General features: G+C 71.8%; 17 protein-coding genes, 3 tRNA genes and 2 pseudogenes. 13 read left to right on the top strand and 9 right to left on the bottom strand.

What is annotated here, in order from left to right:
* Window positions 1-21 precede the first annotated feature (21 nt).
* Together dnaG and AB0761_RS25910 are read left to right on the top strand one after the other, a co-directional pair.
* Entirely contained in the window at window positions 22-1932 is a 1911-nt protein-coding gene (dnaG, locus tag AB0761_RS25905; protein ID WP_377271549.1) for a DNA primase, read from the top strand.
* 102 nt (window positions 1933-2034) lie between these two features.
* Window positions 2035-3567 (top strand): RNA polymerase sigma factor, encoded by a 1533-nt coding sequence (locus tag AB0761_RS25910; RefSeq protein ID WP_377271550.1) that lies wholly within the window; start codon window positions 2035-2037, stop codon window positions 3565-3567.
* A 223-nt stretch (window positions 3568-3790) separates the two neighbouring features.
* Here the strand turns inward: AB0761_RS25910 and AB0761_RS25915 are convergent.
* Together AB0761_RS25915 and AB0761_RS25920 are read right to left on the bottom strand one after the other, a co-directional pair.
* Window positions 3791-5226: pseudogene (locus AB0761_RS25915) on the bottom strand (FGGY family carbohydrate kinase).
* 104 nt (window positions 5227-5330) lie between these two features.
* The gene (locus tag AB0761_RS25920; RefSeq protein WP_377271551.1) at window positions 5331-5624 is read right to left on the bottom strand and encodes a hypothetical protein; all 294 of its coding nucleotides are present in this window, start codon (window positions 5622-5624) and stop codon (window positions 5331-5333) included.
* 332 nt (window positions 5625-5956) lie between these two features.
* Here AB0761_RS25920 and AB0761_RS25925 point away from each other — a divergent pair.
* The 4 genes from AB0761_RS25925 (at window position 5957) to AB0761_RS25940 (ending at window position 7347) form a co-directional block, all read left to right on the top strand.
* Window positions 5957-6029, top strand: a tRNA-Asn gene (locus AB0761_RS25925).
* 48 nt (window positions 6030-6077) lie between these two features.
* Window positions 6078-6150, top strand: a tRNA-Asn gene (locus AB0761_RS25930).
* A 154-nt stretch (window positions 6151-6304) separates the two neighbouring features.
* A tRNA-Ile gene (locus AB0761_RS25935) sits at window positions 6305-6378 on the top strand.
* Between the two features lie 123 nt (window positions 6379-6501).
* Window positions 6502-7347: an EI24 domain-containing protein gene (locus AB0761_RS25940; RefSeq protein ID WP_377271552.1), complete on the top strand. Its 846-nt coding sequence runs from the start codon at window positions 6502-6504 to the stop codon at window positions 7345-7347.
* A 7-nt stretch (window positions 7348-7354) separates the two neighbouring features.
* Here the strand turns inward: AB0761_RS25940 and AB0761_RS25945 are convergent, their stop codons facing one another.
* Window positions 7355-7786: a MarR family winged helix-turn-helix transcriptional regulator gene (locus AB0761_RS25945; RefSeq protein WP_377271553.1), complete on the bottom strand. Its 432-nt coding sequence runs from the start codon at window positions 7784-7786 to the stop codon at window positions 7355-7357.
* Window positions 7787-7890: 104 nt separating this feature from the next.
* Here AB0761_RS25945 and AB0761_RS25950 point away from each other — a divergent pair, with 104 nt between their 5' ends.
* The 6 genes from AB0761_RS25950 (at window position 7891) to AB0761_RS25975 (ending at window position 14901) form a co-directional block, all read left to right on the top strand.
* Window positions 7891-8919 (top strand): NADP-dependent oxidoreductase, encoded by a 1029-nt coding sequence (locus AB0761_RS25950; protein WP_377271554.1) that lies wholly within the window; start codon window positions 7891-7893, stop codon window positions 8917-8919.
* 181 nt (window positions 8920-9100) lie between these two features.
* Window positions 9101-10444, top strand: a complete 1344-nt coding sequence (locus AB0761_RS25955; RefSeq protein WP_377271555.1) for an extracellular solute-binding protein — start codon at window positions 9101-9103, stop codon at window positions 10442-10444.
* Entirely contained in the window at window positions 10441-11403 is a 963-nt protein-coding gene (locus AB0761_RS25960; RefSeq protein WP_377271556.1) for a carbohydrate ABC transporter permease, read from the top strand. The genes AB0761_RS25955 and AB0761_RS25960 overlap by 4 nt, the downstream gene beginning before the upstream one ends.
* On the top strand, window positions 11400-12266 hold the full coding sequence (locus tag AB0761_RS25965) for a carbohydrate ABC transporter permease (protein WP_377271557.1): 867 nt from the start codon (window positions 11400-11402) through the stop codon (window positions 12264-12266). Before AB0761_RS25960 ends, AB0761_RS25965 begins: the two co-directional genes overlap by 4 nt.
* Window positions 12267-12286: 20 nt before the next feature.
* A complete protein-coding gene (locus tag AB0761_RS25970) occupies window positions 12287-13804 on the top strand; it encodes an alpha-N-arabinofuranosidase (RefSeq protein WP_377271558.1) in 1518 nt (505 codons plus the stop codon).
* Window positions 13805-13899: 95 nt separating this feature from the next.
* Window positions 13900-14901, top strand: coding sequence for an arabinan endo-1,5-alpha-L-arabinosidase (locus AB0761_RS25975; protein WP_377271559.1), 1002 nt, complete (start codon window positions 13900-13902; stop codon window positions 14899-14901).
* A 72-nt stretch (window positions 14902-14973) separates the two neighbouring features.
* Here AB0761_RS25975 and AB0761_RS25980 read toward each other — a convergent pair whose 3' ends face one another.
* From AB0761_RS25980 to chvE, 6 genes and pseudogenes are all read right to left on the bottom strand, one after another.
* Complete coding sequence (locus AB0761_RS25980; protein ID WP_377271560.1) at window positions 14974-16173, bottom strand: cation diffusion facilitator family transporter; 1200 nt, start codon at window positions 16171-16173, stop codon at window positions 14974-14976.
* A gap of 90 nt (window positions 16174-16263) precedes the next feature.
* Window positions 16264-16932 (bottom strand): hypothetical protein, encoded by a 669-nt coding sequence (locus AB0761_RS25985; protein WP_377271561.1) that lies wholly within the window; start codon window positions 16930-16932, stop codon window positions 16264-16266.
* Between the two features lie 187 nt (window positions 16933-17119).
* Window positions 17120-18554 (bottom strand): annotated as a pseudogene (locus AB0761_RS25990) (aldehyde dehydrogenase family protein).
* Window positions 18555-18741: 187 nt separating this feature from the next.
* The gene (gene mmsB, locus AB0761_RS25995) at window positions 18742-19983 is read right to left on the bottom strand and encodes a multiple monosaccharide ABC transporter permease (protein ID WP_377271562.1); all 1242 of its coding nucleotides are present in this window, start codon (window positions 19981-19983) and stop codon (window positions 18742-18744) included.
* 2 nt (window positions 19984-19985) lie between these two features.
* Entirely contained in the window at window positions 19986-21527 is a 1542-nt protein-coding gene (gene mmsA, locus AB0761_RS26000; RefSeq protein WP_377271563.1) for a multiple monosaccharide ABC transporter ATP-binding protein, read from the bottom strand.
* Window positions 21520-22629, bottom strand: a complete 1110-nt coding sequence (chvE, locus tag AB0761_RS26005; protein ID WP_377271564.1) for a multiple monosaccharide ABC transporter substrate-binding protein — start codon at window positions 22627-22629, stop codon at window positions 21520-21522. The genes mmsA and chvE overlap by 8 nt, the downstream gene beginning before the upstream one ends.
* A gap of 482 nt (window positions 22630-23111) precedes the next feature.
* Here chvE and AB0761_RS26010 point away from each other — a divergent pair, with 482 nt between their 5' ends.
* Window positions 23112-23606 (top strand): DUF3145 domain-containing protein, encoded by a 495-nt coding sequence (locus AB0761_RS26010; protein ID WP_377271565.1) that lies wholly within the window; start codon window positions 23112-23114, stop codon window positions 23604-23606.
* The last annotated feature ends 21 nt before the right edge of the window (window positions 23607-23627 follow it).

Raw genomic sequence — 23627 nt, forward strand, 5'->3', positions numbered from 1 at the left:
GCACCGCCGTAGACTTCGTGCGTGGCAGGCAGGATCAGGGACGAGGACGTACAGGCGGTGCGCAGCGCGCTGCCCATCGACGTGGTCGTCTCCGACTACGTCCAACTGGTGAGCGGCGGTGGGGCGCAGCTCAAGGGTGTCTGCCCGTTCCACGACGAGAAGTCGGCGTCCTTCTACGTCAATCCGGCCAAGGGTGTGTACCACTGCTTCGGCTGCGGGGAGGGCGGGGACACCCTCGGCTTTGTGATGAAGGTGGAGCATCTCTCCTTCACCGAGGCCGTGGAGCGGCTTGCCGCCCAGGCGGGCATCACCCTGCGCTACGAGGAGGGCGGCTACACCCCGGGACGGCAGAAGGGGGAGCGGACCCGGCTGGTGGAGGCCCACAAGGTGGCCGCAGCCTGGTTCAGTGAGCAGCTGGAGGGTGCGGAGGCCGAGATCGGCCGCCGCTTCCTGGCGGAGCGGGGCTTCGACGCGGCCTCGGCCAAGCAGTTCGGGGTCGGCTACGCCCCGGCGGGCTGGGAGCACCTGGTGCGCTACCTGCGCGGCCAGGGCTTCGCCGACCGGGAGATCCTGGCCGGCGGCCTCGCCTCGCAGGGGCAGCGCGGCGGTCTGATCGACCGCTTCCGGGGGCGCCTGGTGTGGCCGATCCGCGACATCACCGGTGAGGTGGTCGGCTTCGGCGCGCGCAGGCTTCGCGAGGACGACAACGGTCCCAAGTACCTCAACACCCCCGAGACGGCGATCTACAAGAAGTCGCATGTCCTCTACGGCATCGACCTGGCCAAGAAGGACATCGCCAAATCCGGCCGGGCCGTGGTGGTGGAGGGCTACACCGATGTCATGGCCTGCCATCTGGCCGGGGTGACCACCGCGGTGGCGACCTGCGGCACGGCCTTCGCCGAGGACCACATCAAGATCATCCGTCGGCTGCTGATGGACACCTCCGCCTACCGCGGTGAGACCGTCTTCACCTTCGACGGCGACGCCGCCGGGCAGAAGGCCGCACTGCGTGCCTTCGAGGACGACCAGAAGTTCGCCGCCCGCACCTCCATCGCGGTCAGCCCCGGCGGCATGGACCCCTGTGAACTGCGGCTCGCGGAGGGCGACGCGGCGGTGCGCAAGCTGGTGGACAACCCGGTGCCGCTCTTCGAGTTCGCCATCCGCAGCACCGTCGGCCGGCACCGGGTGGAGACCGCCGAGGGCCGCGCAGCCGCGCTGGAGGAGGCCGCGCCGATCGTCGCCCGGATCAAGGACCGCTCCATCCAGCACCAGTACGCCGTCCAGCTCGGCGGAATGCTGGGCATCCTGGACGAGCAGTTCGTGGTGCGCCGGGTCGCCCAGATCGCCCGCTGGCAGCGCGAGCGGGAGCACGACCGGCCCGGCCCCGCCGGGCGGCGCGCAGAGGCAGCCGCTCCGGCGCCCGCGCCCGCCCGCCCCGCCGCACCCCGGCTCAACCCCCGCGACCCCGCGCAGTTCGTGGAGCGGGAGCTGCTGAAGCTCGCCCTCCAGCACCCGGAGCTGGTGAGCCCGGCCTTCGACAACTTCGGCGAGGACGAGTTCCCCACCGCCCCCTACACCGCGGTACGGCGCGCCATCGCCGCCGCGGGCGGCGCCGCGTACGGCACAGGGCTGCCCGACTTCACCGCCAGGGTCCGCGACGCCGCCCCCGACGACGCGGTACGCGCCCTGGTCACCGAGCTCACCGTGGAGCCGATCCGCACCCGCCGGGCCCCGGATGCCATCTACGCGGGGGAGTTCCTGGTGAAGTTGCGGCTCCAGGCCGTGGACGCCCGGGTGGCCGAGGTGAGGGCCCACCTCCAGCGGCTCGGCAACCGGGCCGACCCCGAGGAACTGGCCGCCGTCCAGGGCGAATTGTGGGCGCTGGAGCAGTACCGCAACGATCTGCGGACCCGCGGCGCGGCCGCTCTCTAGGGCCCGCGCGGGGCGCGCAGGGCGGGGCCCGGCGCCCCCGGGGCCAAAAAACCACCGCACGAGTATCGGCCATGTCGTGTGGCGTACCCCACACTGGAAGTGGTGTCCCAGTCATTGCAGCGCGGGACTGCCGCGGCCGGCGACATCCCGCCCACGGCCTCCCGGGCGGAGGGCGGCGCCGTGCCCACCGCCCCGGCGCTGCACGCCCCGGCACCTGTCCAGCAGGCCCCCGACCAGCAGGCGCCCGAACCCTCAGTGCACCACGGGCCCTCCGCGCAGGAAGGGAACGATGTGGACCTCGTCACCCCGGCCCGCCCCGCCGCCCGCCGTGCCGCTCCCCGGAGCGAATCGGCCGCCACCGCCGACGCGGACGAAGCCGACGCCGCCGACACCGTCGAGCGCGTCCGGCACGAGGGCCCCACGGACGATCCCCGGGCACCGGGGCGGACCGAGCCCGGCCCGGCGGAGGGCCATCCCGAGGCGGCGGATGTGCTCGACGGCGTCGGCCAGGACGGTACCGAGGGCAGCACCGGCCAGGGCAGCACCGGCCAGGGCAGCACCGACCAGGACGGCACCGATCAGGACGGCACCGACCAGGAGCTCACGGAGGTCGGCGGCCCCACCGAGGCCGAGCTGGCCACCGTCGCCGTGGAGGAGCCGCAGGAGGCGGAGGAGCCCGAGGAGGCGGAGCGCGCCCCGGCCCTCGACGAGGTCGCCGGTCCCTCCGCGGACCTCTTCCGCCAGTATCTGCGGGAGATCGGCCGCATCCCGCTGCTCAGCGCCGCGGAGGAGGTCGAACTGGCCCGGCAGGTCGAGGCGGGGCTGTTCGCCGAGGAGTACCTGGGCGAGCATCTGGCCGCAGGCGTCGAGGACGGGCTCGCCGACGACCTGGACCGGCTGGTGGTCCTCGGCCGGATCGCCAAGCGGCGCCTGATCGAGGCCAATCTGCGGCTGGTGGTCTCGGTCGCCAAACGGTACGTCGGCCGCGGACTGACCATGCTGGACCTCGTCCAGGAGGGCAATCTGGGGCTGATCCGCGCCGTCGAGAAGTTCGACTACGCCCGCGGCTACAAGTTCTCCACCTATGCGACCTGGTGGATCCGCCAGGCCATGAGCCGGGCACTGGCCGACCAGGCCCGCACCATCAGGGTGCCGGTGCACGTGGTGGAGCTGATCAACCGTGTGGTGCGGGTGCAGCGCCGGCTGCTCCAGGAACGCGGCCACGAGCCCAGCCCCGCCGATGTCGCCGTGGTCCTGGACCTCTCCGAGGAGCGGGTCACCGAGGTGCTGCGACTGGCCCAGGAGCCCGTCTCGCTCCATGCGCCGGTGGGCGAGGAGGACGACATCGCGCTGGGCGATCTGATCGAGGACGCCGACGCCGCCTCACCCGTGGAGTCCGCCGCCTTCATCCTGCTGCGGGAGCATCTGGAAGCGGTGCTCTCCACCCTCGGTGAGCGCGAGCGCAAGGTGGTGCAGCTGCGCTACGGGCTCGCGGACGGCCGGCCGCGGACCCTGGAGGAGATCGGGCGCCTCTTCGGGGTGACCCGGGAGCGCATTCGGCAGATCGAGTCCAAGACCCTCAACAAACTGCGCGACCACGCTTTCGCCGACCAACTGCGCGGTTACCTCGACTGAACCCCGCAACCGGCCGCAGCCCCCCGGCGCCGTCCGGCGCGGCGTGGCCGTGCCGCCCCGGGCCGGTGACGGCCGGGAGCGGGCCGAGCATCCGGCCTGCCCCCGGGCGGGGTGTCGGGGGCCGGGGTGTCCGGGGCCGGTGCGGACACCGCCGCGGACAGCCCGAGCCCGGAGGGTTGTCCGACCATTCCCGCCGCACCGGCGCGAATGGTTCGGGCAAGCCCTAGTAGGAGGAGCGGGTCTCCGGGTGCACCTGCTCACGCACCGAGGCGTACTGCTGCCGCACCGCCTGCCCGAAGGCGATGTCCTCGCCCGGCTCCACGGTGACCGCGTCCGCCAGGTCCCACTGCGGCGGCTCGGCGGTGCCGGCCAGCGCCCAGGCGGCCTGCCGGGCACCGCCGCGCGCGGCGTAGTCGCCGGGGGGCGGGATTATCACGGGCACCCCCAGCACCAGGGGCGCGATGTGCTGCACGGCGGCCAGCCGCCCGGCCGCGCCGACCAGGAAGACCCGCCGGACCACGACCCCGCGCCCGCGCAGTACGTCCAGTGCGTCGGCGATGCCGCAGAGCATGCCCTCCACGGCGGCCCGCGCCACATGCTCCCGCTCCATCGACTCGGCGCGCAGCCCGGCCAGGGTGCCCGCGGCGTGCGGCAGATAGGGGATGCGTTCGCCCTCCAGGTACGGCAGCATCACCAGCCCGTACGAGCCGGGGGAGGACTGGAGCGCCAGTTCGCTGAGGCCCTCCAGGTCGGTGCCCAGCAGGGCGGCGGTGCGGCGCAGCACCTGGGCGGCGTTGAGCGTGCCGACCATCGGCAGATGGCGGCCGGTGGCGTCGGCGAAGGAGGCGATGGCGCCCGACTCGTCGACCAGGGGCTCGTCATGGACGGCGAAGACGGTGCCGCTGGTGCCGAGTGAGACCACCGCGTCCCCGGGGCCGGCGCCCAGGCCCAGCGCGGCGGCCATGTTGTCGCCGGTGCCGGCGGAGATCAGCAGTCCCTCGGGGGTCTCGCCGGCGGGCTCGGCCGGGCCGAGCACATCGGGCAGCCGTACCTCGTGGCCGAGCGCCAGTTTCACCAGGTCCTCGCGGTAGCGGCCGGTGACCGGCGACCAGTAGCCGGTGCCGGAGGCGTCACCGCGGTCGGTGGTGCGCCGCTTGGGGTGGCCCAGCAGCTGCCACACCAACCAGTCGTGCGGCAGCAGCACCTCGGCCAGCCGCTTGGCGGACGCGGGCTCGAACTCGGCCAGCCAGCGCAGCTTGGCGACGGTGTAGGTGGCCGCGGGGACCGCCGCGATGGCCTGGGCCCACGCGGCGGGGCCGCCCAGGGCGTCCACCAGCGAGGCGGCGGCGCCGGCGGCCCTCGGGTCGTTCCAGAGCAGGGCGGGGCGCACCAGGACGCCACCCGCGTCCAGTCCGACCATGCCGTGCTGCTGGGCGGACACGCCGATGGCGCTGATGCCTTCGAGCATGCCGCCGGTGGCCGCGGCGCCGAGTGCAGCCACGCCTGCGGGTCGATCTCGGTGCCCCGGGTCGGGTCCTCCGAGGCGGGGGGCAGGGGGTGCGCGGCGCGGTTGTCGCGCAGCACGGCGCCGCTGCCGGCGTCACAGGCGACGATCTTGGTGTACTGGGTCGAGCAGTCGATACCGGCGACAATGGCCATGGTCGAGATCATGCCGCACCGTGCGTGCAGGTGTACGGTCCGACACCGCAAGCGTTGTTCATCCGGTATCGAGCGGCCGGTCGGCCGGTCGGCCGGGCCGGGGCTCAGGGCCTGTCGGTGCCCCAGCCGTCGTCGCCCGAGGCCTTCTGGCGGAGGTAGGGGACCCTGTCGGTGACCGAGGAGGGCAGCTTCTCGCCGACCCGCCCGGCGACGGTGTCCGCGGCGCGGCCGGCCACCGAGCCGGCGGTCTCCCGGGCCTGCCGGGCGGCGTCCTGCACCTTGGGGTTGCGGGTCAGGCCGCGGGCGGACTTCGCCAGCTGCTCGTAGCGGTCACGTCCGGCCCTGGCGCCCAGCACATAGCCGGTGGCCAGCCCCACGGCGAACGACAGTTTCCTCATCCTCGGCTCCACTTCTCCCGGGCTCCCCCCGCGCGGCGCGGCGCGGCGGCCCGCGCTCGGTCCGGTCCGCCCTCGGTCGGCGCCCGTGTTCGTCTGGTCGCCCCTACCCGCCGGGCACCTGCGTGAACCGCGACCGCGGGGCGCCCCGCGGCGGCGGTTCCCACCAGCATCGCGGGCCCGCGGATCCGCCGCGCGCCGGACGCGCCGTCGGGGGCACGCCTGCGCGGCTCGTCACGGGATTGGCGGACCACCCCCCTACGTGCGCTAATGTATGTCCCGCAGCGAGTGCCCAAGACCCGGAGGACCGGGGCCGGTCGGCGCTCCCGACGCAATCCCGCCTAGCTCAATTGGCAGAGCAGCCGGCTGTTAACCGGCAGGTTATTGGTTCGAGTCCAATGGCGGGAGCAAGAGCAGAGCACGTGTCCTGCTCCCTCGTGTGCGTACGCGCACCGGTCCCGCCTAGCTCAATTGGCAGAGCAGCCGGCTGTTAACCGGCAGGTTATTGGTTCGAGTCCAATGGCGGGAGCAAGACGGTGAAGGCCCCTCGGTGATCCGGGGGGCCTTTGCCGTACCGGAAGAGGGCAGGCGTGACCCCGACGCGCGGGGAAAGCGGCTGAGCAGCTATGCTGCGGCAGGCGGCCCGACGCGGGCCGCTCGTGCTGGGGCGGTCGCATCGGCACGGGGCGGTAGCTCAGCCGGTTAGAGCAGGGGACTCATAATCCCTGGGTCGTGGGTTCGAGTCCCACCCGCCCCACTGTGCAGAATGCATGTCTCGCCAGGCGCAACAGTAGGGCAGCGGCACCGCCGCGTTGCCCACCACGCCCGAAACTTCACCCGGACGGGCCCATCCCCCACGGCACGCCCTAGGCTTGGCGGCATGCGTGATCTTGCGGTGGGGCTGGGGTATCTGGGCAAGGGTCAGCGCTGGGTGGCGCGGCACGGCCGGTGGTGGGGCTTCGGACTGCTTCCGGCCCTGATCACGCTGGTGCTCTACACGGCCGTGCTGGTGGTCTTCGCCTTCTGGGCGGACGACCTGTCGGCGTGGGCCACACCGTTCGCCGACGGCTGGGGTTCGCCGTGGCGCCAGATACTCCGGGACCTGTTCACCGCACTGCTCTTCGGCGGCGGTCTGCTGCTGGCCGTGGTGACCTTCACCGCCGCGACGCTGCTGGTGGGGGAGCCCTTCTACGAGGCCCTCGCGGAGCAGGTCGAGAAGTCCGAGGGCGGTGCGCCGCCGGCGCCGCGGCTGCCGCTCTGGCGGGAGCTGTGGAACTCGGCGCGGGACAGCCTCTTCGTCCTGGTGCGGGTGGCGGGGCTCGGGCTGCTGCTCTTCGTCCTGGGGTTCGTCCCGATGCTGGGACAGACGGTGGTGCCGGTACTGGGGTTCTGCGTCTCCGGGTTCTTCCTGACGCTGGAGCTCACCGCGGTGGCGATGCAGCGGCGCGGGGTTCCGGTGCGCGAGCGGCTGGCGCTGCTGCGCGGCCGCCGGATGCTGGCGCTGGGCTTCGGGGTGCCGCTGGTGCTGCTCTTCCTGGTACCGCTGGCGGCGGTGTTCGCGATGCCCGGCGCGGTGGCCGGGGCGACCCTGCTGGTACGCGATCTGCTCCCGGTCGAGGGGCCCGCGGAGCCGGAGCAGTCCGAGGCGGCCGGGGCGGCCGAGTCCTCAGGGGAGCCGGGCACCCCCGACCCCTACGGTCATCTTCCGCAGTTGCCCCGAACCTGACGACACGTCAGGAGGATGCGCCCTCCAGCATCCTGCGAAGCAGGTCGCGCAGGGTGGCCCGCTCCTCCTCGCCCAGCGCGGCCAGCGGCTCACGGGCGAAGTTGAGCGAGTCGCGCAGCTCCTCCGAGGCCTCGCGGCCGGCGTCGGTGGCGGCCACCAGCTTGACCCGGCGGTCCTGCGGGTCGGCCTCCCGGGTGACAAAGCCCCGGCTCTCCAGCCGGTCGACGATGCCGGTGATGTTGGACGGCTCGCAGCTGAGCGTCTGCGCGATGTGCCGCATGGGCATCGGGCCGCGCCGCAGCAGTGCCAGCACCTTGGCCTGTGCTCCGGTGAGCGAGCGGGCGGCGGCCGCCTCCTCGTACTCCTTGTGGAAGAGCGAGACGAGCCTGGCCATGAGGTCGACGACCTCGAGGGTGAGCGGATCCGACTGCGGCGACATGCCGACAGTCTAGCTGAACATTTGACAACGTGAACCTTTCATACGCATGGTTGCTTAAGGACCTCAACTTTTTGGGGCAGTCTCCATGAAAGGGATCAGCGGACATGGCAGAGCAGGCACTCCCCAGCACCGCCCGCGAGTGGCATCTGGTGGCCCGGCCGCAGGGCTGGCCCACCCCGGACGACTTCGCCCTGCGTGAGGTGCCGGTGCCGCAGCCCGGTCCCGGACAGATCCTGGTACGCAACGAGTACCTCTCCGTCGATCCGTACATGCGCGGCCGCATGAACGACGTCAAGTCCTATGTCCCGCCCTTCGCCCTGGACCGGCCGATGGACGGCGGCGCCGTCGGCCGGGTGGTGGCCTCGCAGGCCGACGGCTTCGCGGTCGGCGACGCGGTGCTGCACGGGCTCGGCTGGCGGGAGTACGCGCTGGTGGACGCCAAGCACGCGGTCGGGGTGGACGCGGATGCCGCTCCCCTCTCCTACTTCCTCGGGGTGCTCGGCATGCCGGGGCTGACCGCCTACGCCGGTCTGCTGGAGGTGGCGTCCTTCAAGGAGGGCGACGCCGTCTTCGTCTCCGGTGCGGCCGGTGCGGTCGGCAGCCTGGTCGGCCAGATCGCCAGGCTCAAGGGCGCCTCCACGGTGATCGGCAGCGCCGGCTCCGCGGACAAGGTCGCCCGGCTGGTGGACCACTACGGCTTCGACGCGGCCTTCAACTACAAGGACGGCCCGGTCGCCGAGCAGCTCGCCAAGGCCGCGCCGGAGGGCATCGACGTCTACTTCGACAATGTCGGCGGAGAGCACCTGGAGGCCGCCATCGGTGCTCTGCGGGTGCACGGCCGCGCCACCCTCTGCGGGGCCATCGCCCAGTACAACGACACCGAGGCCCCGGCCGCCCCGCGCAACCTGGTCCAGGTGATCGGCAAGCGGCTGCGGCTGCAGGGCGTGCTGGTGGGCGACCATGCCGCACTTCAGCAGCAGTTCACCGCCGAGGTGGCGGGCTGGCTGCGGGAGGGCCGGCTGCGCTACGACGAGACCGTCGTCGATGGCATCGACCACGCCCTGGACGCCTTCCTGGGCATGCTGCGCGGGGCCAACACCGGAAAGATGGTCGTCCGCCTCGCCGCCTCCTGAGAGCGGTTCGGTACCTCCCAAGAGCCGCCCCTCCCCGTCGGGGGAGGGGCGGCTCTGCTGTGCTCCGGCTCCGACGGGCCGTCGGACGGGCGTGTCAGAACCGTTGACGTGCCCCGATGGCGGCCCTATCTTCTGTCCGAAGTTACGTACGTATGTCGAAATTTCGAACGAGGAGGGCGCCATGGAGTCACCCCCCACCCGCCGCCGCTTCCTCGGTGGTGCACTGGGGCTCGGAGCCCTGGCAACCGCCGGGTTGGGAGCAGCCGGCTGCGCCGCTCCCGCTCTGGGCGCCGACCGGACCCGTGTCCGCTACTGGCACCTCTTCGGCGGCGGCGACGGCGTCAACATGCAGGCCATGATCGACGCCTTCGGCAAGGCGCACCCCGAGATCGAACTGGAGGCCACCACCCTCCAGTGGGGCGCCCCGTACTACACCAAGCTCTCCATGGCCGGCGCCGGCGGACGCGCCCCGGAACTGGCCGTACTGCACATGGCCCGGCTGCCCGGATTCGCCCCGGGCCGGCTGCTGGACCCCTTCGACCTCGACCTGCTGGCCGAGAACGGCGTCAAGCCCGAGCACTTCCCCGAGGCCATGTGGAAACGCGGCCAGGCCAACGGCGGCAGCCAGTACTGCATCCCGCTGGACACCCACCCCTTCGTCCTCTACTACAACACCGACATCTGCAAGAAGGCCGGACTGCTCGGTGACGACGGCAAACTGAAGCCGGTTCAGGGAGCCGACCAGTTCCTGGAGATGCTGCGCACCGCCCGCAAGGCCACCGGGTCCGGCCCCGCCATCGCCTTCGAGACCCTGGGCCCGGGCACCGTCGGCCCCTGGCGGCTCTTCTCCGGGCTCTATGCGCAGACCGGCGGCACCGTCCTCTCCCCGGACGGCACCAAGGTCACCCTGGACGAGGCCAGGGCGACCCAGGTGCTGGGCTTCATGCAGCAGCTCACCAAGGAGGGGCTGGCGGTCAAGGAGGTCGACTACCCAGGCGCGGTCGCCACCTTCAACAGCGGCAAGACGGCGTTCTTCCTCTGCGGCGAGTGGGAGGTCTCCACCTTCCTCGCGTCCAAGCTGCCGTTCTCCATGACCCGCATCCCCGCACTGTTCGGTCCCCGGGCCTACACCGAGGCCGACTGCCACTCCTTCGTCCTGCCCCACCAGGCCGGACGCGGCGGGGAGCCCAACCGGGCCGCCTACACCTTTGTCGCCTGGATGCTGAAGCACAGCGTGGACTGGGCCAAGGGCGGCCATGTCCCGGCCTACAAGCCGGTGCTCTCCGAGCCGGAGTACCTGGCGCTGCATCCGCAGTCCGACTACCGGTCCGTCGCCGAGGACGTGGTGCTGGACCCGCCCGCCTGGTACTCCGGATCCGCCTCGCAGTTCGAACTGGCCACCGGCGCCGCCTTCTCCAAGGTCCTCACCGGCACTGCCACCCCCGCCGCCGGCCTCGCCCAGGCCAGGGCCGACCTCTCCCGGCTCGCGGCCACCCCCAACCCGTTCGGAGGAGGCGCGTCATGAGTGTCTCGCTGCCCAAGGCCGCCGCACCCGCCGGAGCAGAGCGGGCCGGCGGGGACGCCGCCCGCAACGCCGCCGCCCGGGTCCGCCGCAAGTGGAGCGAGCACGGGCTGCTCTTCACCGGCCCGTTCCTGCTCGGGTATCTGCTCTTCCTGGTCTGGCCGCTGGTCATGGGCTTCAAGATGAGCTTCGGCAACGACAACATCGCCGGCATCAACGGCAAGTTCATCGGGTTCGACAACTACACCGAGGCCTTCCACGACCCCGCGGTCTGGCGGTCCCTCTGGCACACCCTGCTCTTCACCCTGATGAGCACCCCGCCGCTGGTGCTGCTGGGCCTGGTGCTGGCGCTGCTGGCACACAATCTGCGGGTGGTCCGCTGGCTGTGGCGGCTCTCCTTCTTCGCGCCCTTTGTGCTGCCGTCCGCCGTGGTCGCGCTGATCTGGACCTGGATGTACCAGCCCGGATTCGGCCTCTTCGACCAGACCCTGGCGAAGATCGGCATCCATGACTCCATCGGCTGGCTCACCGACGCCGACTGGGCCATGGCCTCCGTGGTCCTCACCACCGTCTGGTGGACCGTCGGCTTCAACTTCCTGCTCTACCTGGCCGCACTCCAGGCCATCCCCCAGCAGCTCCACGAGGCTGCCGAGATCGACGGCGCCACCCCCTGGCAGCGGCTGCTGCGCATCACCCTCCCGCTGCTCAAGCGCACCACCGGCATGGTGGTGGTGCTCCAGCTGATCGCCTCACTCAAGATCTTCGACCAGATCTACCTGATGACCGGCGGCGGCCCGGACGACTCCACCCGCCCGATCCTGGAGTACATGTACGACGCCGGCTTCACCGGCTACCGGATCGGCTACGCCTCCGCCGTCTCCTACATCCTCTTCGCCGTGATCGTCGTCGTCTCGCTGGCACAGCTGCGGCTGGGCCGCTCCCGTGAGGAAGGTGCCGCATGAGCGCGCTGCTGGCCCCCGAGGACGCCGGCGGCCGCCGGCCGCGCTGGACCCCCGGCCGTATCGCCATGCTGGTCGCGGCGGCGGTGCTCGCCGTGCTCTGGCTGGTGCCGCTCGCCTGGGCACTCGCCACCTCCCTCAAGCCCGAGGGCGAGACCACCAGGACCCCGCTGGAGTGGATCGCCTCCACGGTGACCTTTGAGGCCTACCGCAAGGTGCTGGGCAGCAACGACCTGTGGGTGTGGCTGTTCAACTCGGCCTTTGTCTCGGTGGTCACCACCCTGCTCACCGTGGCGCTGAGCGCCATGGCCGCCTACGGCTTCGCCCGTGCCCCCTTCCGCGGCCAGAAGTGGGTGTACGGCCTGGTGCTGGCCGGGATCATGGTGCCGCCGCAGGTGCTGATCACCCCGATGTTCTCCGAGATGGTCTCGCTGCACCTGGTGGACACCTACTGGGGCATCATCCTGCCCCAGGCCATCGCCCCGGCGATGGTCTTCGTCCTGGTGAAGTTCTTCCAGGGACTGCCCCCGGAGCTGGAGGAGGCCGCCTTCGTCGACGGGGCCGGCCGCTGGCGGGTGTTCTGGCGGATCGTGGTGCCGCTCTCCCGCCCGGTGCTCGCCGCGGTGGCGATCTTCACCTTCATCGGGACCTGGAACAATTTCCTGTGGCCGTTCCTGGTCACGACCGATCCCGGACAGATGACCCTGCCGGTGGGCCTGATCACCGTGCAGAGCACCTACGGTGTGCGTTACGCCCAGGTGATGGCCTCCGCCGTGCTCGCCGGACTGCCCCTGCTGGTGATCTTCGTCCTCTTTCAGCGCCAGATCGTCCGCGGCGTCGCCCACACCGGACTCGCCGGCCAGTGAGTCCCCTTCGAGAGGAAGACATGTCCCACCCCCGCACCACCCCCGCCCGGTTCACCCTCGACCAGGCCTTCACCGTGGGCGCCGTCGACCCGCGGCTGTACGGATCCTTTGTGGAGCACCTCGGCCGGTGCGTCTACGACGGCCTGTACGAGCCGGGTCACCCGGCTGCCGACGCCGAGGGACTGCGCCAGGACGTCCTGGCGCTGGTCCGCGAACTGGGCGTCACCACGGTCCGCTACCCCGGCGGCAACTTCGTCTCCGGCTACCGCTGGGAGGACGGCGTCGGCCCGCGGGAGCAGCGCCCCGTCCGGCTGGAGCCGGCCTGGCGCTCCACCGAGACCAACGCCTTCGGTCTGGCCGAGTTCATGGACTTCTGCGGCAAGACCGGCGCGGAGCCCATGATGGCGGTCAACCTTGGCACCCGGGGGGTGGAGGAGGCACGCCAGCTGCTGGAGTACTGCAACCACCCGGGCGGCACCGAGCTCTCCGACCGCCGGATCGCGCACGGCGCCAAGGAGCCCTACGGCATCCGCATGTGGTGCCTGGGCAACGAGATGGACGGCCCCTGGCAGATCGGCCACAAGACCGCCGCCGAGTACGGCCGGCTGGCCGCCGAGACCGCCCGCGCCATGAAGATGATCGACCCCGACCTGGAACTGGTCGCCTGCGGCTCCTCCGGCTCCGGCATGCCGACCTTCGCCTCCTGGGAGGCGACCGTGCTGGAGGAGGCGTACGAGCAGGTCTCCCATGTCTCGCTGCACGCCTACTACGAGGAGGTCGACGGCGACCGCGACTCCTTCCTGGCCTCCGCGGTCGACATGGAGCACTTCATCGAGTCGGTCGTCGCCACCTGCGACCACGTCAGGGCGCGGCTGAAGGCCGAGAAGCGGATCAACCTCTCCTTCGACGAGTGGAACGTCTGGTACCAGCGCCGCTTCCAGGCCCAGACGCCGCCGGACTGGGACGTGGCCCCCCGACTGCTGGAGGACAGCTACTCGGTCACCGACGCGGTGGTGGTGGGCTCACTGCTGATCGCCCTGCTGCGGCACGCCGACCGGGTCACCGCCGCCTCGCTGGCCCAGCTGGTCAATGTGATCGCGCCCATCATGACCGAGCCGGGCGGCCCTGCCTGGCGGCAGACCACCTTCTTCCCCTTCGCCCAGGCGTCGGCACACGGCCGCGGCCGGGTGCTGCGGGTGGAGGCCGACAGCCCCACCCACACCACCGCGAAGTTCGGCCAGGTGGAACTGCTGCACTCCACCGCTGTGGTCGACGAGGAGACCGGTGCGGTCACCGTCTTCGCCGTCAACCGCAGCCAGGACCAGGCCCTGCCGCTGGAGATCGACCTGCGCGGGGTCGGCGCCCGCACCCTGGCCGAGCACTCGGTCCTGGCCGACGCCGACCCGGACGCCCGCAACACCCTCGACGAGCCGGAGCGTGTCGCTCCGCACGCCGCGACCGGCACCACCGTCACCGACGGGGTGCTCCGCGCCGAGCTGGAGCCGCTCTCCTGGAACGTCATCCGGTTGACCGTCTGACGTCCCCTCCGGGCAGCTCCATCTCCCATGACCGCCGGCGGGGGCCCGCCACCGTGCGCCGCCCCCGCCGGACCGACCCACCCTCGGGAGAGACCGTGCACCTGCCCTCACCACCGCTCCGCCGCCGCCCGGCGGCCGCCGCGCTCACGGCGGTCCTCTGTGCGCTGCTGCTCACCTTCACCGCGGCCGAACCCGCCGCCGCCTACCCCGACCCCGGGTATGTCACCGGCGACATCACCGTCCACGACCCGTCGATGGTGCGCACCACCTCCGGCCAGTACGTCCTCTACTCCACCCACAACGGCCTGGAGGCCCGCACCTCCAGCGACCGGATCACCTTCACCAGGGCCGGTTCCGCCTTCACCGCGCTGCCGTCCTGGTGGAGCGGCTACTCCTCCGGCAAGGACCCCTGGGCGCCGGATGTCTCGTACCACAACGGCAAGTACCTGATGTACTACGCCGTCTCCTCCTTCGGCAGCAACAAGTCCGCCATCGGCCTGGCCGTCAGCAGCACCGGTCTGCCCGGCAGCTGGAGCGACTCCGGCGTGGTCTACTCCTCCGCCACGTCCGACGACTACAACGCCATCGACCCCTCGCTGCTGGTCGACTCCTCCGGCCGCTGGTGGCTCTCGTTCGGCTCCTACTGGACGGGCGTCTACTCCATCCGCATCGACCCGGCCACCGGCAAGCAGCTCGCCTCCGACACCGCCCGGCACCATCTGGCGACCCGGCCGGACTCGCCGTACGCGGTGGAGGCGCCGTACATCCTCCAGCACGGCTCGTCGTACTACCTCTTCGCCTCCTACGACGCCTGCTGTGCGGGCACCTCCTCGACCTACAAGATCAAGGTCGGCCGCGCCTCCAGCCCCACCGGGCCCTTCTACGACCGCAACGGCACCGACATGCTGAACGGCGGCGGCACCCTGGTGCTGGCCACCCATGGCCGCTACATCGGCCCGGGCGGCCAGAGCGTGCTGCACGACACCGACGGCGACCTGCTCGTCTACCACTACTACGACGGCAATGACAGCGGCACCCCCAAGCTGGGAGTCAACCTGCTCGGCTGGGACTCCGCCGGCTGGCCCTACGCCTACTGAGCCGCACCACCCGCCCGCCCGTGCACGCCGCACGGGCGGGCGGTCCCATGCCGGGCGATATGTGACGAACCGTCAGGCAATGTGGTGCGCCGGCTCCCGGTGCGGATCGGGCTGCCCGTCCTGCACCGGTGGATGGTCGATGTGGACGGTCGCCGAGACCAGCCGGGGCACCGCGCGGATCAGTGCGAGCTCCGCCGCGACGGCCAGCCGGTGCGCCGCCACCACGGTCAGCCCCGGGTCCACCACGATCTCCGTCTCGGCCCGCAGGGTGTGACCCAGCCAGCGCATCCGCACCGCGCCCACCCCGCGGACCCCGGGGACCGCGTGCAGCGCCGCCTCCGCGGCATCCACCGCCGCCGGGTCCACCGCGTCCATCAGCCGCCGCCACACCTCCCGCGCCGCCTGGCGGAGCACCAGCAGTATCGCCCCGGTGATCACCAGTCCGACCACGGGGTCCGCCGCACGCCAGCCGAGCGCCGCACCGCCCGCGCCCAGCAGTACCGCCAGCGAGGTGAAGCCGTCGGTACGGGCGTGCAGACCGTCGGCGACCAGCGCCGCCGAACCGATCCGGCGGCCGGTGCCGATCCGCCGCCGCGCCACCAGCTCATTGCCGGCGAAGCCCACCAGGGCCGCGGCCGCCACCGCCGGCAGATGGCCCACTTCCTGCGGCTCGACCAGCCGGCGGACCGCCTCGTACGCCGCGAGCAGCGAGGACACGGTGATGGTCAGCAGCACCATCACGCCCGCCAGGTCCTCGGCGCGCCCGAAGCCGTAGGTGTAGCGGCGGGTGGCCGCCCGCCGGCCCAGCAGGAAGGCGACGCCCAGCGGCAGCGCGGTGAGCGCGTCGGCGGCGTTGTGCACGGTGTCGCCGAGCAGCGCCACCGAGCCCGACAGCGCCGCCACCGCGGCCTGTACGGCGGTGGTGGCGCCCAGGACCGCCAGCGAGAAGGCCAGGGTGCGCAGACCCTCGGCCGAGCCCTCCAGCGCGGCGTCGACCCTGTCGGCGGAGTCGTGGCTGTGCGGCTTCAGCGCGTGCGCCAGCCGGTGCCGCAGGGAGTGCCGGTGGTCGGGCCCGTGCCCGTGGCTGTGCCCGTGGTCATGGCCGCGCTCCGCGCCGTGCCCGCCGTCGTGCCCGTGCCGGTGCCCGTGCCCGCCGTCGTTACCGTGCCGGTGGTCGGGCCCGCCGCTGTGCCCGTACTGGGGGTCGTGCCCGCCGTCGTGCCCGTGCCGGTGGTCCTGAGGGTGCCCATGGGTGTGCGGATGCCCCGTCATCACCCCACCGTGACACAGCCGGACCGTTGCAGCCACTCCCGAACAACCCCCGCTGACCAGCTGCGATGCATATGCAGCTGCCTCCGCCGATCAGCCGCGGACGATACGCCGGTCGAAGGGGCCCGGGACCTCGTAAGGGGTCAGCTGCCCGTGGGCGCTCTCCTCCACCACCAGGACCAGCTCCCCGGTGCGCCGCTCCGGCCGGACCCGGCCCCGGGTGGCCACCTGCGCCGCGCTGTCGGCCGTCCCGCCGCCCAGCAGCGCCACCCGGTCGATCGCCGAGCGGGCCAGCAGCTCGCCCACGGTGACCGTGCCGGTGAGCGCCCCCACCCCGGGGAAGCGCACCGCCCGGCCGCGGCCGAGCGCATGGGCCGCGGCCGCGGCGCCCGCCGCCTCGGCGGCCGGCGCCGCACCGTGGCGGCGGTAGCCCCAGGACGCCCCGCCGCCGGGCACCGCATCGGCGGCGGCGCACAGCAGTGCCCAGACCGCCGCCGACTCCCGGTCGGGGACCTCCACGGTGAGTGCCACATGGGGGTGCTCACCGTGGATCGGCTGGGTGCAGGCCAGGGCCTCAGCGGGCAGTCCCGCCAGCGACTGGAGCACTGCGTCGGCCGCCCGGAGGTCGGCGGCCCCGACGTCCAGGCCGAGGACGGCCCGCGGCCGGCGGCCGCCCGTTCCGGCGGGTGCCGCCGTGCGGGCGGGTGCCGTCAGCACGGCGGGTCCGCCCTGGGGGCGGTCGTGGTGGTGCCCGTCTCCCATGGGGACTCCTCGCCTGCGTGGGCCCGTTCGCGGAGTGTCAGCCAGATGCTCGGCCGTGCGGGTGAACACGGGCGGTCCGGCGTGTGAGCCCCGGCGGTACACCGGATGTGACCCGTGCGAACCCCGGAGACGGCACCGGCCGCGCCCCCCGGGACGGGGGCGCGGCCGGCAGCGTGCGGGAGTGGCGTCAGGCGCGCAGCGCCGACGGCAGCAGCTCCTCCGGGACGTCCTGGTAGACCACCGGCACCAGGAAGCGGCGCACCGCCGTGGTGCCCACGGAGGTGTGCAGCGGAGAGGTGGTGGCCGGCCAGGGGCCGCCGTGCTGCATCGCCGGCGCCACTGCGACACCGGTGGGCCAGCCGTTCCACAGCAGCCGTCCGGCGCGGGACTCCAGCTGGGCGAAGAGCCGACGGGCGAGCTCGGCGTCCACCGGGTCGCCGGCCTCTCCGTGCACGGTGGCGGTCAGCGAGCCGGGCACCGCGTCCAGCAGCGCGGGCAGCTGCGCCGGGTTGTCGTACTCCACCACCAGAGAGGTGGGGCCGAAGTGCTCTTCGGCCAGCTCCGGGGTGGCGGCGAAGGTGTCGCCGTCGACCGCGCAGAGCAGCGCCCGGGCGCCGCCGCCCTCGGCGCTGCCGCGGGCGACCACCCGGACTCCCGGGATCTCCACCAGCTCGGCGGCGGCCCGCTCATAGGCCTCCGCGATCGCCTCGGTGAGCAGCGGCGCGGCGGCCACCTCGCCGACCGCGGCGGCCAGCTCCCCGTCCAGGCCGTGGCCGGCGGGCAGAAAGACGATGCCGGGCTTGGTGCAGAACTGTCCGCCGCCGAGCGTGAAGGAGCCGGCGTAGCCGCGGGCGACCGCGGCGCCCCGCGCCGCCGTGGCGGCGGGGGTGACGACCACCGGGTTGACGCTCCCGAGCTCGCCGTAGAAGGGGATCGGGTCGGGGCGCCCCGACGCCAGGTCGAAGAGCGCCCGGCCGCCGCGGACCGACCCGGTGAAGGCCGCCGCCCGGATGTGCGGGTCGGTCACCAGCAGGCGTCCTGCCTCGAAGCCGTGCAGCAGGGTGAAGGTGCCCGCGGGGGCACCGGCCTCGGCCAGCGCGGCGGTGACCAGCTCCGCGGTGCGCTGGGGTGGCGGGGTGGCCGGGGTGGGCCTTGACCGCCACGGGGCAGCCGGCCGCCAGCGCGGAGGCGGTGTCGCCGCCGGCCACCGAGAAGGCGAAGGGGAAGTTGGAGGCCGCATAGACGGCGACCGGCCCGATCGGCCGGACATAGCGGCGCAGCGCCGGGCGGGGCGGGGTGGCGGTGGGGTCGCCAGGGGTCTCGATCAGGTCCAGGAAGGCCCCGGCGGCGGCCTGGTCGGCGAGCAGACGCAGCTGGCCGGTGGTCCGGGCGACCTCCCCGGTGAGGCGTGCCTCGCCGAGCGAGGTCTCGGCGTCGGCGAGCTTCACCAGCTCGGCGGTGTGGGCGTCCAGTGTGTCCGCGGCTGCGCGGAGCAGCCCGGCCCGCTCCGCCAGGGAGAGCGCGGCCAGCAGGGGTGCGGCCGCGGCCGCGGCGGCGCCGGCCGCGGCGACGTCGACAGCGGTGGCCTCGTGGATATCGGTGGGGGGCTGGACGGTCGCCATGACGGGTCTCTCACTCCGTTCAGAAATTTGGACTTCGTTCACGCTAGTGACCAGGTCGCCGCCGGTCAACGTGAGCCCGGGGCGTCGCAGCCCCCGCGCACCGCCCCCGGGCCTCCCACGGGGGCGGGCTGCCCCGGCGCACCGCCCCCGTACCGGCCCCGGGGCGGTGCGCCGGGACCAGCACCGCTCAGCTGCCGACCCGGCGCTTGTTCCAGACGTCGAAGCCGACCGCGGCCAGCAGCACCAGACCCTTGATGACCTGCTGGTAGTCGGTGCCGATGCCCACCAGCGACATCCCGTTGTTGAGCACCCCCAGTACCAGACCGCCGATCAGCGCACCCAGCACGGTGCCCACGCCGCCGCTGGCCGAGGCACCGCCGATGAACGCCGCCGCGATGGCCTCCAGCTCGAAGTTGATGCCCGCGTTGGGTGTCCCGGCGTTGAGCCGGGCCGCGTACACCAGACCGCCCAGCGCGGAGAGGATCCCCATGTTGACGAAGACCAGGAAGACCACCCGCCGGCTCTTCACGCCGGACAGCCGGGCCGCCGCCTGGTTGCCGCCCACGGCGTAGGCATGCCGCCCCACCACGGTCGTGCGCATCACATAGCCGTAGGCGATCAGCAGGGCGCCCAGCATCAACAGCACCACCGGGAAGCCGTGGTAGCTGGCGAGCAGCAGGGTGAAGACCGCGATGCCGGCGGTGATCGCCCCGCACTTGGCCAGAAACCACCCGGTGGGCAGGGAGTCGAAGCCGTACCGCACCGCCAGCCGCCGGTCGCGGACCTCCTGCCACACCGCCAGTACGGCCACCGCCAGGCCGATCAGCAGCGTCAGGTTGTGGTAGTCGGTGTTCGGCCCGACCTCCGGCAGGAAACCGGTGCTGATCTGCTGGAAGCCCTTGGGGAAGGGGGCGATCGACTGGCCCTGGAGCAGGATCTGGGTGCCGCCCCGGAAGAGCAGCATCCCGGCCAGGGTGACGATGAACGAGGGTATGCCCACATACGCGATCCAGAACCCCTGCCAGGCCCCGATCGCAGCCCCGACCAGCAGCGAGGCCACCAGTGCCACGGGCCACGGCACCGAGTGCTTCACCATCATCACCGCCGCCGCGGCGCCGACGAACGCCGCCAGCGAGCCCACCGAGAGGTCGATGTGGCCGGTGATGATGACGATCACCATGCCGATGGCCAGAATCAGGATGTAGCTGTTCTGCTGCACCAGGTTGGTGACGTTCAGCGGCTTCAGCAGGATGCCGTTGGTCCAGATCTGGAACAGCACCACGATCAGCGCCAGCGCGACCAGCATTCCGTACTGCCGGACGTTGCTGCGCACCGCCTGCCGCAGGATCTCCCCGGTGCCGCGGCTGCGGGACGCGGGGCCGCCGGGGTCGGGCCGCGACTCTGCGGCCCCGGTTTTGACCATGTCCATCGCTACTCGTTCCTGTCCATCGTCATGTGCCTCATCAGCAGCTCCTGCGTGGCCTCGGCACGGTCGACCTCGCCGGTGAGGCGGCCCTGGCTCATGGTGTAGATGCGGTCGCACATCCCCAGCAGCTCGGGCAGCTCGGAGGAGATCAGCAGCACGGCTTTGCCCGCGTCGGCCAGGGAGTTGACCACCGTGTAGATCTCGTACTTGGCGCCGACGTCGATACCGCGGGTGGGCTCGTCCAGGATCAGCACGTCCGGGTCCGCGTGGATCCACTTGCTGAGCACGACCTTCTGCTGGTTGCCGCCGCTGAGCCGGCCGACGGTCTCCAGCACCGAGGGGGCCTTGATGTTCATCGAGCGCCGGAAGCCCTCGGCGACCACCGCCTCCTCGCGGGCGTCGACCCGGCCGCGTCTGCTGACCTTGCCGAGTGCGGCCAGCGAGATGTTCCGGCTGATGTCGTCGATCAGATTGAGCCCGTACTGCTTGCGGTCCTCGGTGACATAGGCGATGCCGTGTCCGACCGCCTCCGGAACGGTCCTGGTGCGGATCTCCCGTCCGTCCTTGAACACCCGGCCGGCGATGCCCCGCCCGTAGGAGCGGCCGAAGACGCTCATCGCCAGTTCGGTGCGGCCGGCGCCCATCAGCCCGGCGATACCGACGATCTCGCCCCTCCGCACCTTCAGCGAGACCCCGTCCACCACCTTGCGCTCCTGGTCGATGGGGTGGTGGACGGTCCAGTCGCGTACCTCGAAGACGGTCTCGCCGATGCTGGGCGTCCGCTCGGGGAAGCGGTGGTCGAGGTCGCGGCCGACCATGCCGCGGATGATCCGCTCCTCGGTGACCTCGCCGCCGTCCATCGACAGGGTCTCGATGGTGCGGCCGTCCCGCAGGATGGTGATGGCATCGGCCACCCGGGAGATCTCGCCCAGCTTGTGCGAGATGATGATCGAGGCGATGCCCTGCGCCTTCAGCTCCAGGATGAGGTCCAGCAGCTTGCGGCTGTCCTCGTCGTTGAGCGCCGCGGTGGGCTCGTCCAGGATCAGCAGCCGGACCTTCTTGGAGAGCGCCTTGGCGATCTCCACCAGCTGCTGCTTGCCCACCCCGATGTCGGCGACCCGGGTGTGCGGATTCTCCGCCAGCCCGACCCGGTCCAGCAGCTTCCTGGCATGGGCGATGGTCTCGTTCCAGCTGATGATCCCGCCCCGGGCGTGCTCATTGCCCAGAAAGATGTTCTCCGCGATGGACAGATACGGGATCAGGGCGAGCTCCTGATGGATGATCACAATCCCCAGCTCCTCGCTGGCCCGGATGTCCCGGAAGGCGCAGGGGGTGCCCTGGAAGCGGATCTCCCCCTGGTAGCTGCCGTGCGGATGGACCCCGCTGACCACCTTCATCAGGGTGGACTTCCCGGCGCCGTTCTCACCGCAGACGGCATGGATCTCGCCCTCGCGCACCGACAGTGAGACCTCCGAGAGCGCCCTGACCCCGGGGAAGGACTTGCTGATCGACCGCAGCTCCAGGATGGGCTGCCCGGTCTCAGCCACCGAGCTGCGCCGCGGTGTAGTAGCCGCCGTCGACCAGCACCTTCTTGTAGTTGGCCTTGTCGACACTGACCGGCTGCAGCAGATAGGCGGGGACCACCTTCACCCCGTTGTTGTACTGCTTGCTGTCGTTGACCTCCGGGGTGCCGCCGGTGAGCAGCGCGTTCGCCATCTGCACCGCCACCTTGGCCAGCTGGCGGGTGTCCTTGTAGACGGTCTGGGTCTGCTCGCCGGCGATGATGGACTTCACCGAGGCCAGCTCCGCGTCCTGCCCGGTGACCACGGGGAGCGGCTTGCCGGACGTACCGTAGCCGACGCCCTTGAGCGCGGAGAGGACGCCGATGGAGATGCCGTCGTACGGCGAGAGCACCGCGTCCACCCGGCCGCTGGTGTAGGACTTGCTGAGCAGGTTGTCCATCCGGGACTGGGCCACCCCGCCGTCCCAGCGCAGGGTCGCCGCCTGGTCGAACTTGGTCTGACCGCTCTTCACCACCAGCTTGCCGGAGGAGATGTACGGCTGCAGCACGCTCATCGCGCCGTTGAAGAAGAAGCCGGAGTTGTTGTCGTCGGGGGATCCGCCGAAGAGCTCCAGGTTGAAGGGGCCCTTGCCGTCCTTCAGCCCGAGGCGGTCGACGATGTAGGAGCCCTGGAGCACACCCACCTTGTAGTTGTCGAAGGTGGCGTAGTAGTCGACATGGGCGGTGCCGCGGATCAACCGGTCGTAGGAGATGACCCTGATACCGGCGTCGGCTGCCTTCTGGAGCACATCGGTGAGCGAGGAGCCGTCGATGGCGGCGACCACCAGGACCCGGTCGCCCTTGGTGATCATGTTCTCGATCTGCGAGACCTGGTTCTCCACCACGTTGTCGCCGTACTGGAGATCGGTCTTGTAGCCCAGCGCCTGGAACTGCTTCACCATGTTGTCCCCGTCGGCGATCCAGCGTTCCGAGGACTTGGTCGGCATCGCGATGCCGATGGTGCCGCCCTTGCCGCCGCCGGCCTGTGAGGCGGCGGGTTTGGCGCCGGACTCGCTCTGGCCGCACGCGGCGAGCGACAGCAGCACGGCGGCGCCGAGGGCGATACGGCCGAGGTGGATGGTGCGCATGGGGCGCCCTCCTGAAGATGTTCGAAATATCGGCACACGTTCGAAATCTGGTGAGACCGTAGTGATCTGCCGAATGCATGTCAACGCATGGGGCGGGATTCACATCTGACCGTCCGTCGGCTGCACTCGTCCGGGGGAGGCCGTGCACATCTGTGCTGCCGCCCTCCTCGGGAGGAGGATTCAGGCCGGTTCGGACCGACCGGCGCCCATGGCGCGCCGCCCCGCGATAACGTTTCCTCTGGGATGGTCGCCCCGCAGAGGCTTGTTGACGGTGTGTTGAACATGGGCACGATGTGATCGCGCTGGGTGACAATCCGTCCGGTTTGGTGGGTTTAGTGAGCGGATAGCGTTTACTGAAAGTCACGCCGGGTAGTGGTGTAGTAGTGACAGTTGATGCAGAATGACTGTGTGGGACAGGAATCACGGGTACGAGTACGAGGCCGCTGGGGAAGGCGCCCCTCGTCCACAGCCTGGAGGTCCCGGTGACGACACGTGGAGTTCTGTACGTCCACTCCGCGCCGCGCGCGCTGTGCCCGCACGTCGAGTGGGCTGTCGCGGGCGTGCTCGGTGTGCGCGTCAACCTTGACTGGATCCGCCAGCCTGCCGCCCCCGGTACCTGGCGCGCCGAGTTCTCCTGGCAGGGAGAGCCCGGCACCGCGTCACGGCTGGCATCCGCGCTGCGCGGCTGGCATCTGCTGCGCTTCGAGGTCACTGCCGAGCCCTGTGCCGCCGCGGAGGGCGAGCGTTACAGCTCCACTCCCGACCTCGGCATCTTTCACGCCGTCACCGGTATCCATGGCGACATCCTGATCCCCGAGGACCGGCTGCGCGCCGCCATGGCGCGGGCGCGCAAGGGGGAGAGCGACCTGGAGGCGGAGATCTCCCGGCTGCTCGGCAAGCCCTGGGACGACGAGTTGGAGCCCTTCCGCTACGCGGGCGAGGGCGCCCCGGTCCGCTGGCTGCACCAGGTCGTCTGAGGCATATGTCGTCCGGCCCGG

The sequence above is a fragment of the Peterkaempfera podocarpi genome (assembly GCF_042466665.1).
Classification (GTDB): Bacteria; Actinomycetota; Actinomycetes; order Streptomycetales; family Streptomycetaceae; genus Peterkaempfera; species Peterkaempfera podocarpi.

Bases quoted from the DNA above. Each gene is read 5' to 3' on its own strand.
- AB0761_RS25960 (WP_377271556.1), top strand. From the start codon at position 10,441: ATGAGTGTCTCGCTGCCCAAGGCCGCCGCACCCGCCGGAGCAGAGCGG.
- AB0761_RS25985 (WP_377271561.1), bottom strand. From the start codon at position 16,932: ATGGGAGACGGGCACCACCACGACCGCCCCCAGGGCGGACCCGCCGTG.
- chvE (WP_377271564.1), bottom strand. From the start codon at position 22,629: ATGCGCACCATCCACCTCGGCCGTATCGCCCTCGGCGCCGCCGTGCTG.
- AB0761_RS25980 (WP_377271560.1), bottom strand. From the start codon at position 16,173: ATGACGGGGCATCCGCACACCCATGGGCACCCTCAGGACCACCGGCAC.
- AB0761_RS25920 (WP_377271551.1), bottom strand. From the start codon at position 5,624: ATGAGGAAACTGTCGTTCGCCGTGGGGCTGGCCACCGGCTATGTGCTG.
- AB0761_RS25940 (WP_377271552.1), top strand. From the start codon at position 6,502: ATGCGTGATCTTGCGGTGGGGCTGGGGTATCTGGGCAAGGGTCAGCGC.
- AB0761_RS25950 (WP_377271554.1), top strand. From the start codon at position 7,891: ATGGCAGAGCAGGCACTCCCCAGCACCGCCCGCGAGTGGCATCTGGTG.
- AB0761_RS25955 (WP_377271555.1), top strand. From the start codon at position 9,101: ATGGAGTCACCCCCCACCCGCCGCCGCTTCCTCGGTGGTGCACTGGGG.
- AB0761_RS25965 (WP_377271557.1), top strand. From the start codon at position 11,400: ATGAGCGCGCTGCTGGCCCCCGAGGACGCCGGCGGCCGCCGGCCGCGC.
- mmsB (WP_377271562.1), bottom strand. From the start codon at position 19,983: ATGGACATGGTCAAAACCGGGGCCGCAGAGTCGCGGCCCGACCCCGGC.
- AB0761_RS25945 (WP_377271553.1), bottom strand. From the start codon at position 7,786: ATGTCGCCGCAGTCGGATCCGCTCACCCTCGAGGTCGTCGACCTCATG.
- AB0761_RS25970 (WP_377271558.1), top strand. From the start codon at position 12,287: ATGTCCCACCCCCGCACCACCCCCGCCCGGTTCACCCTCGACCAGGCC.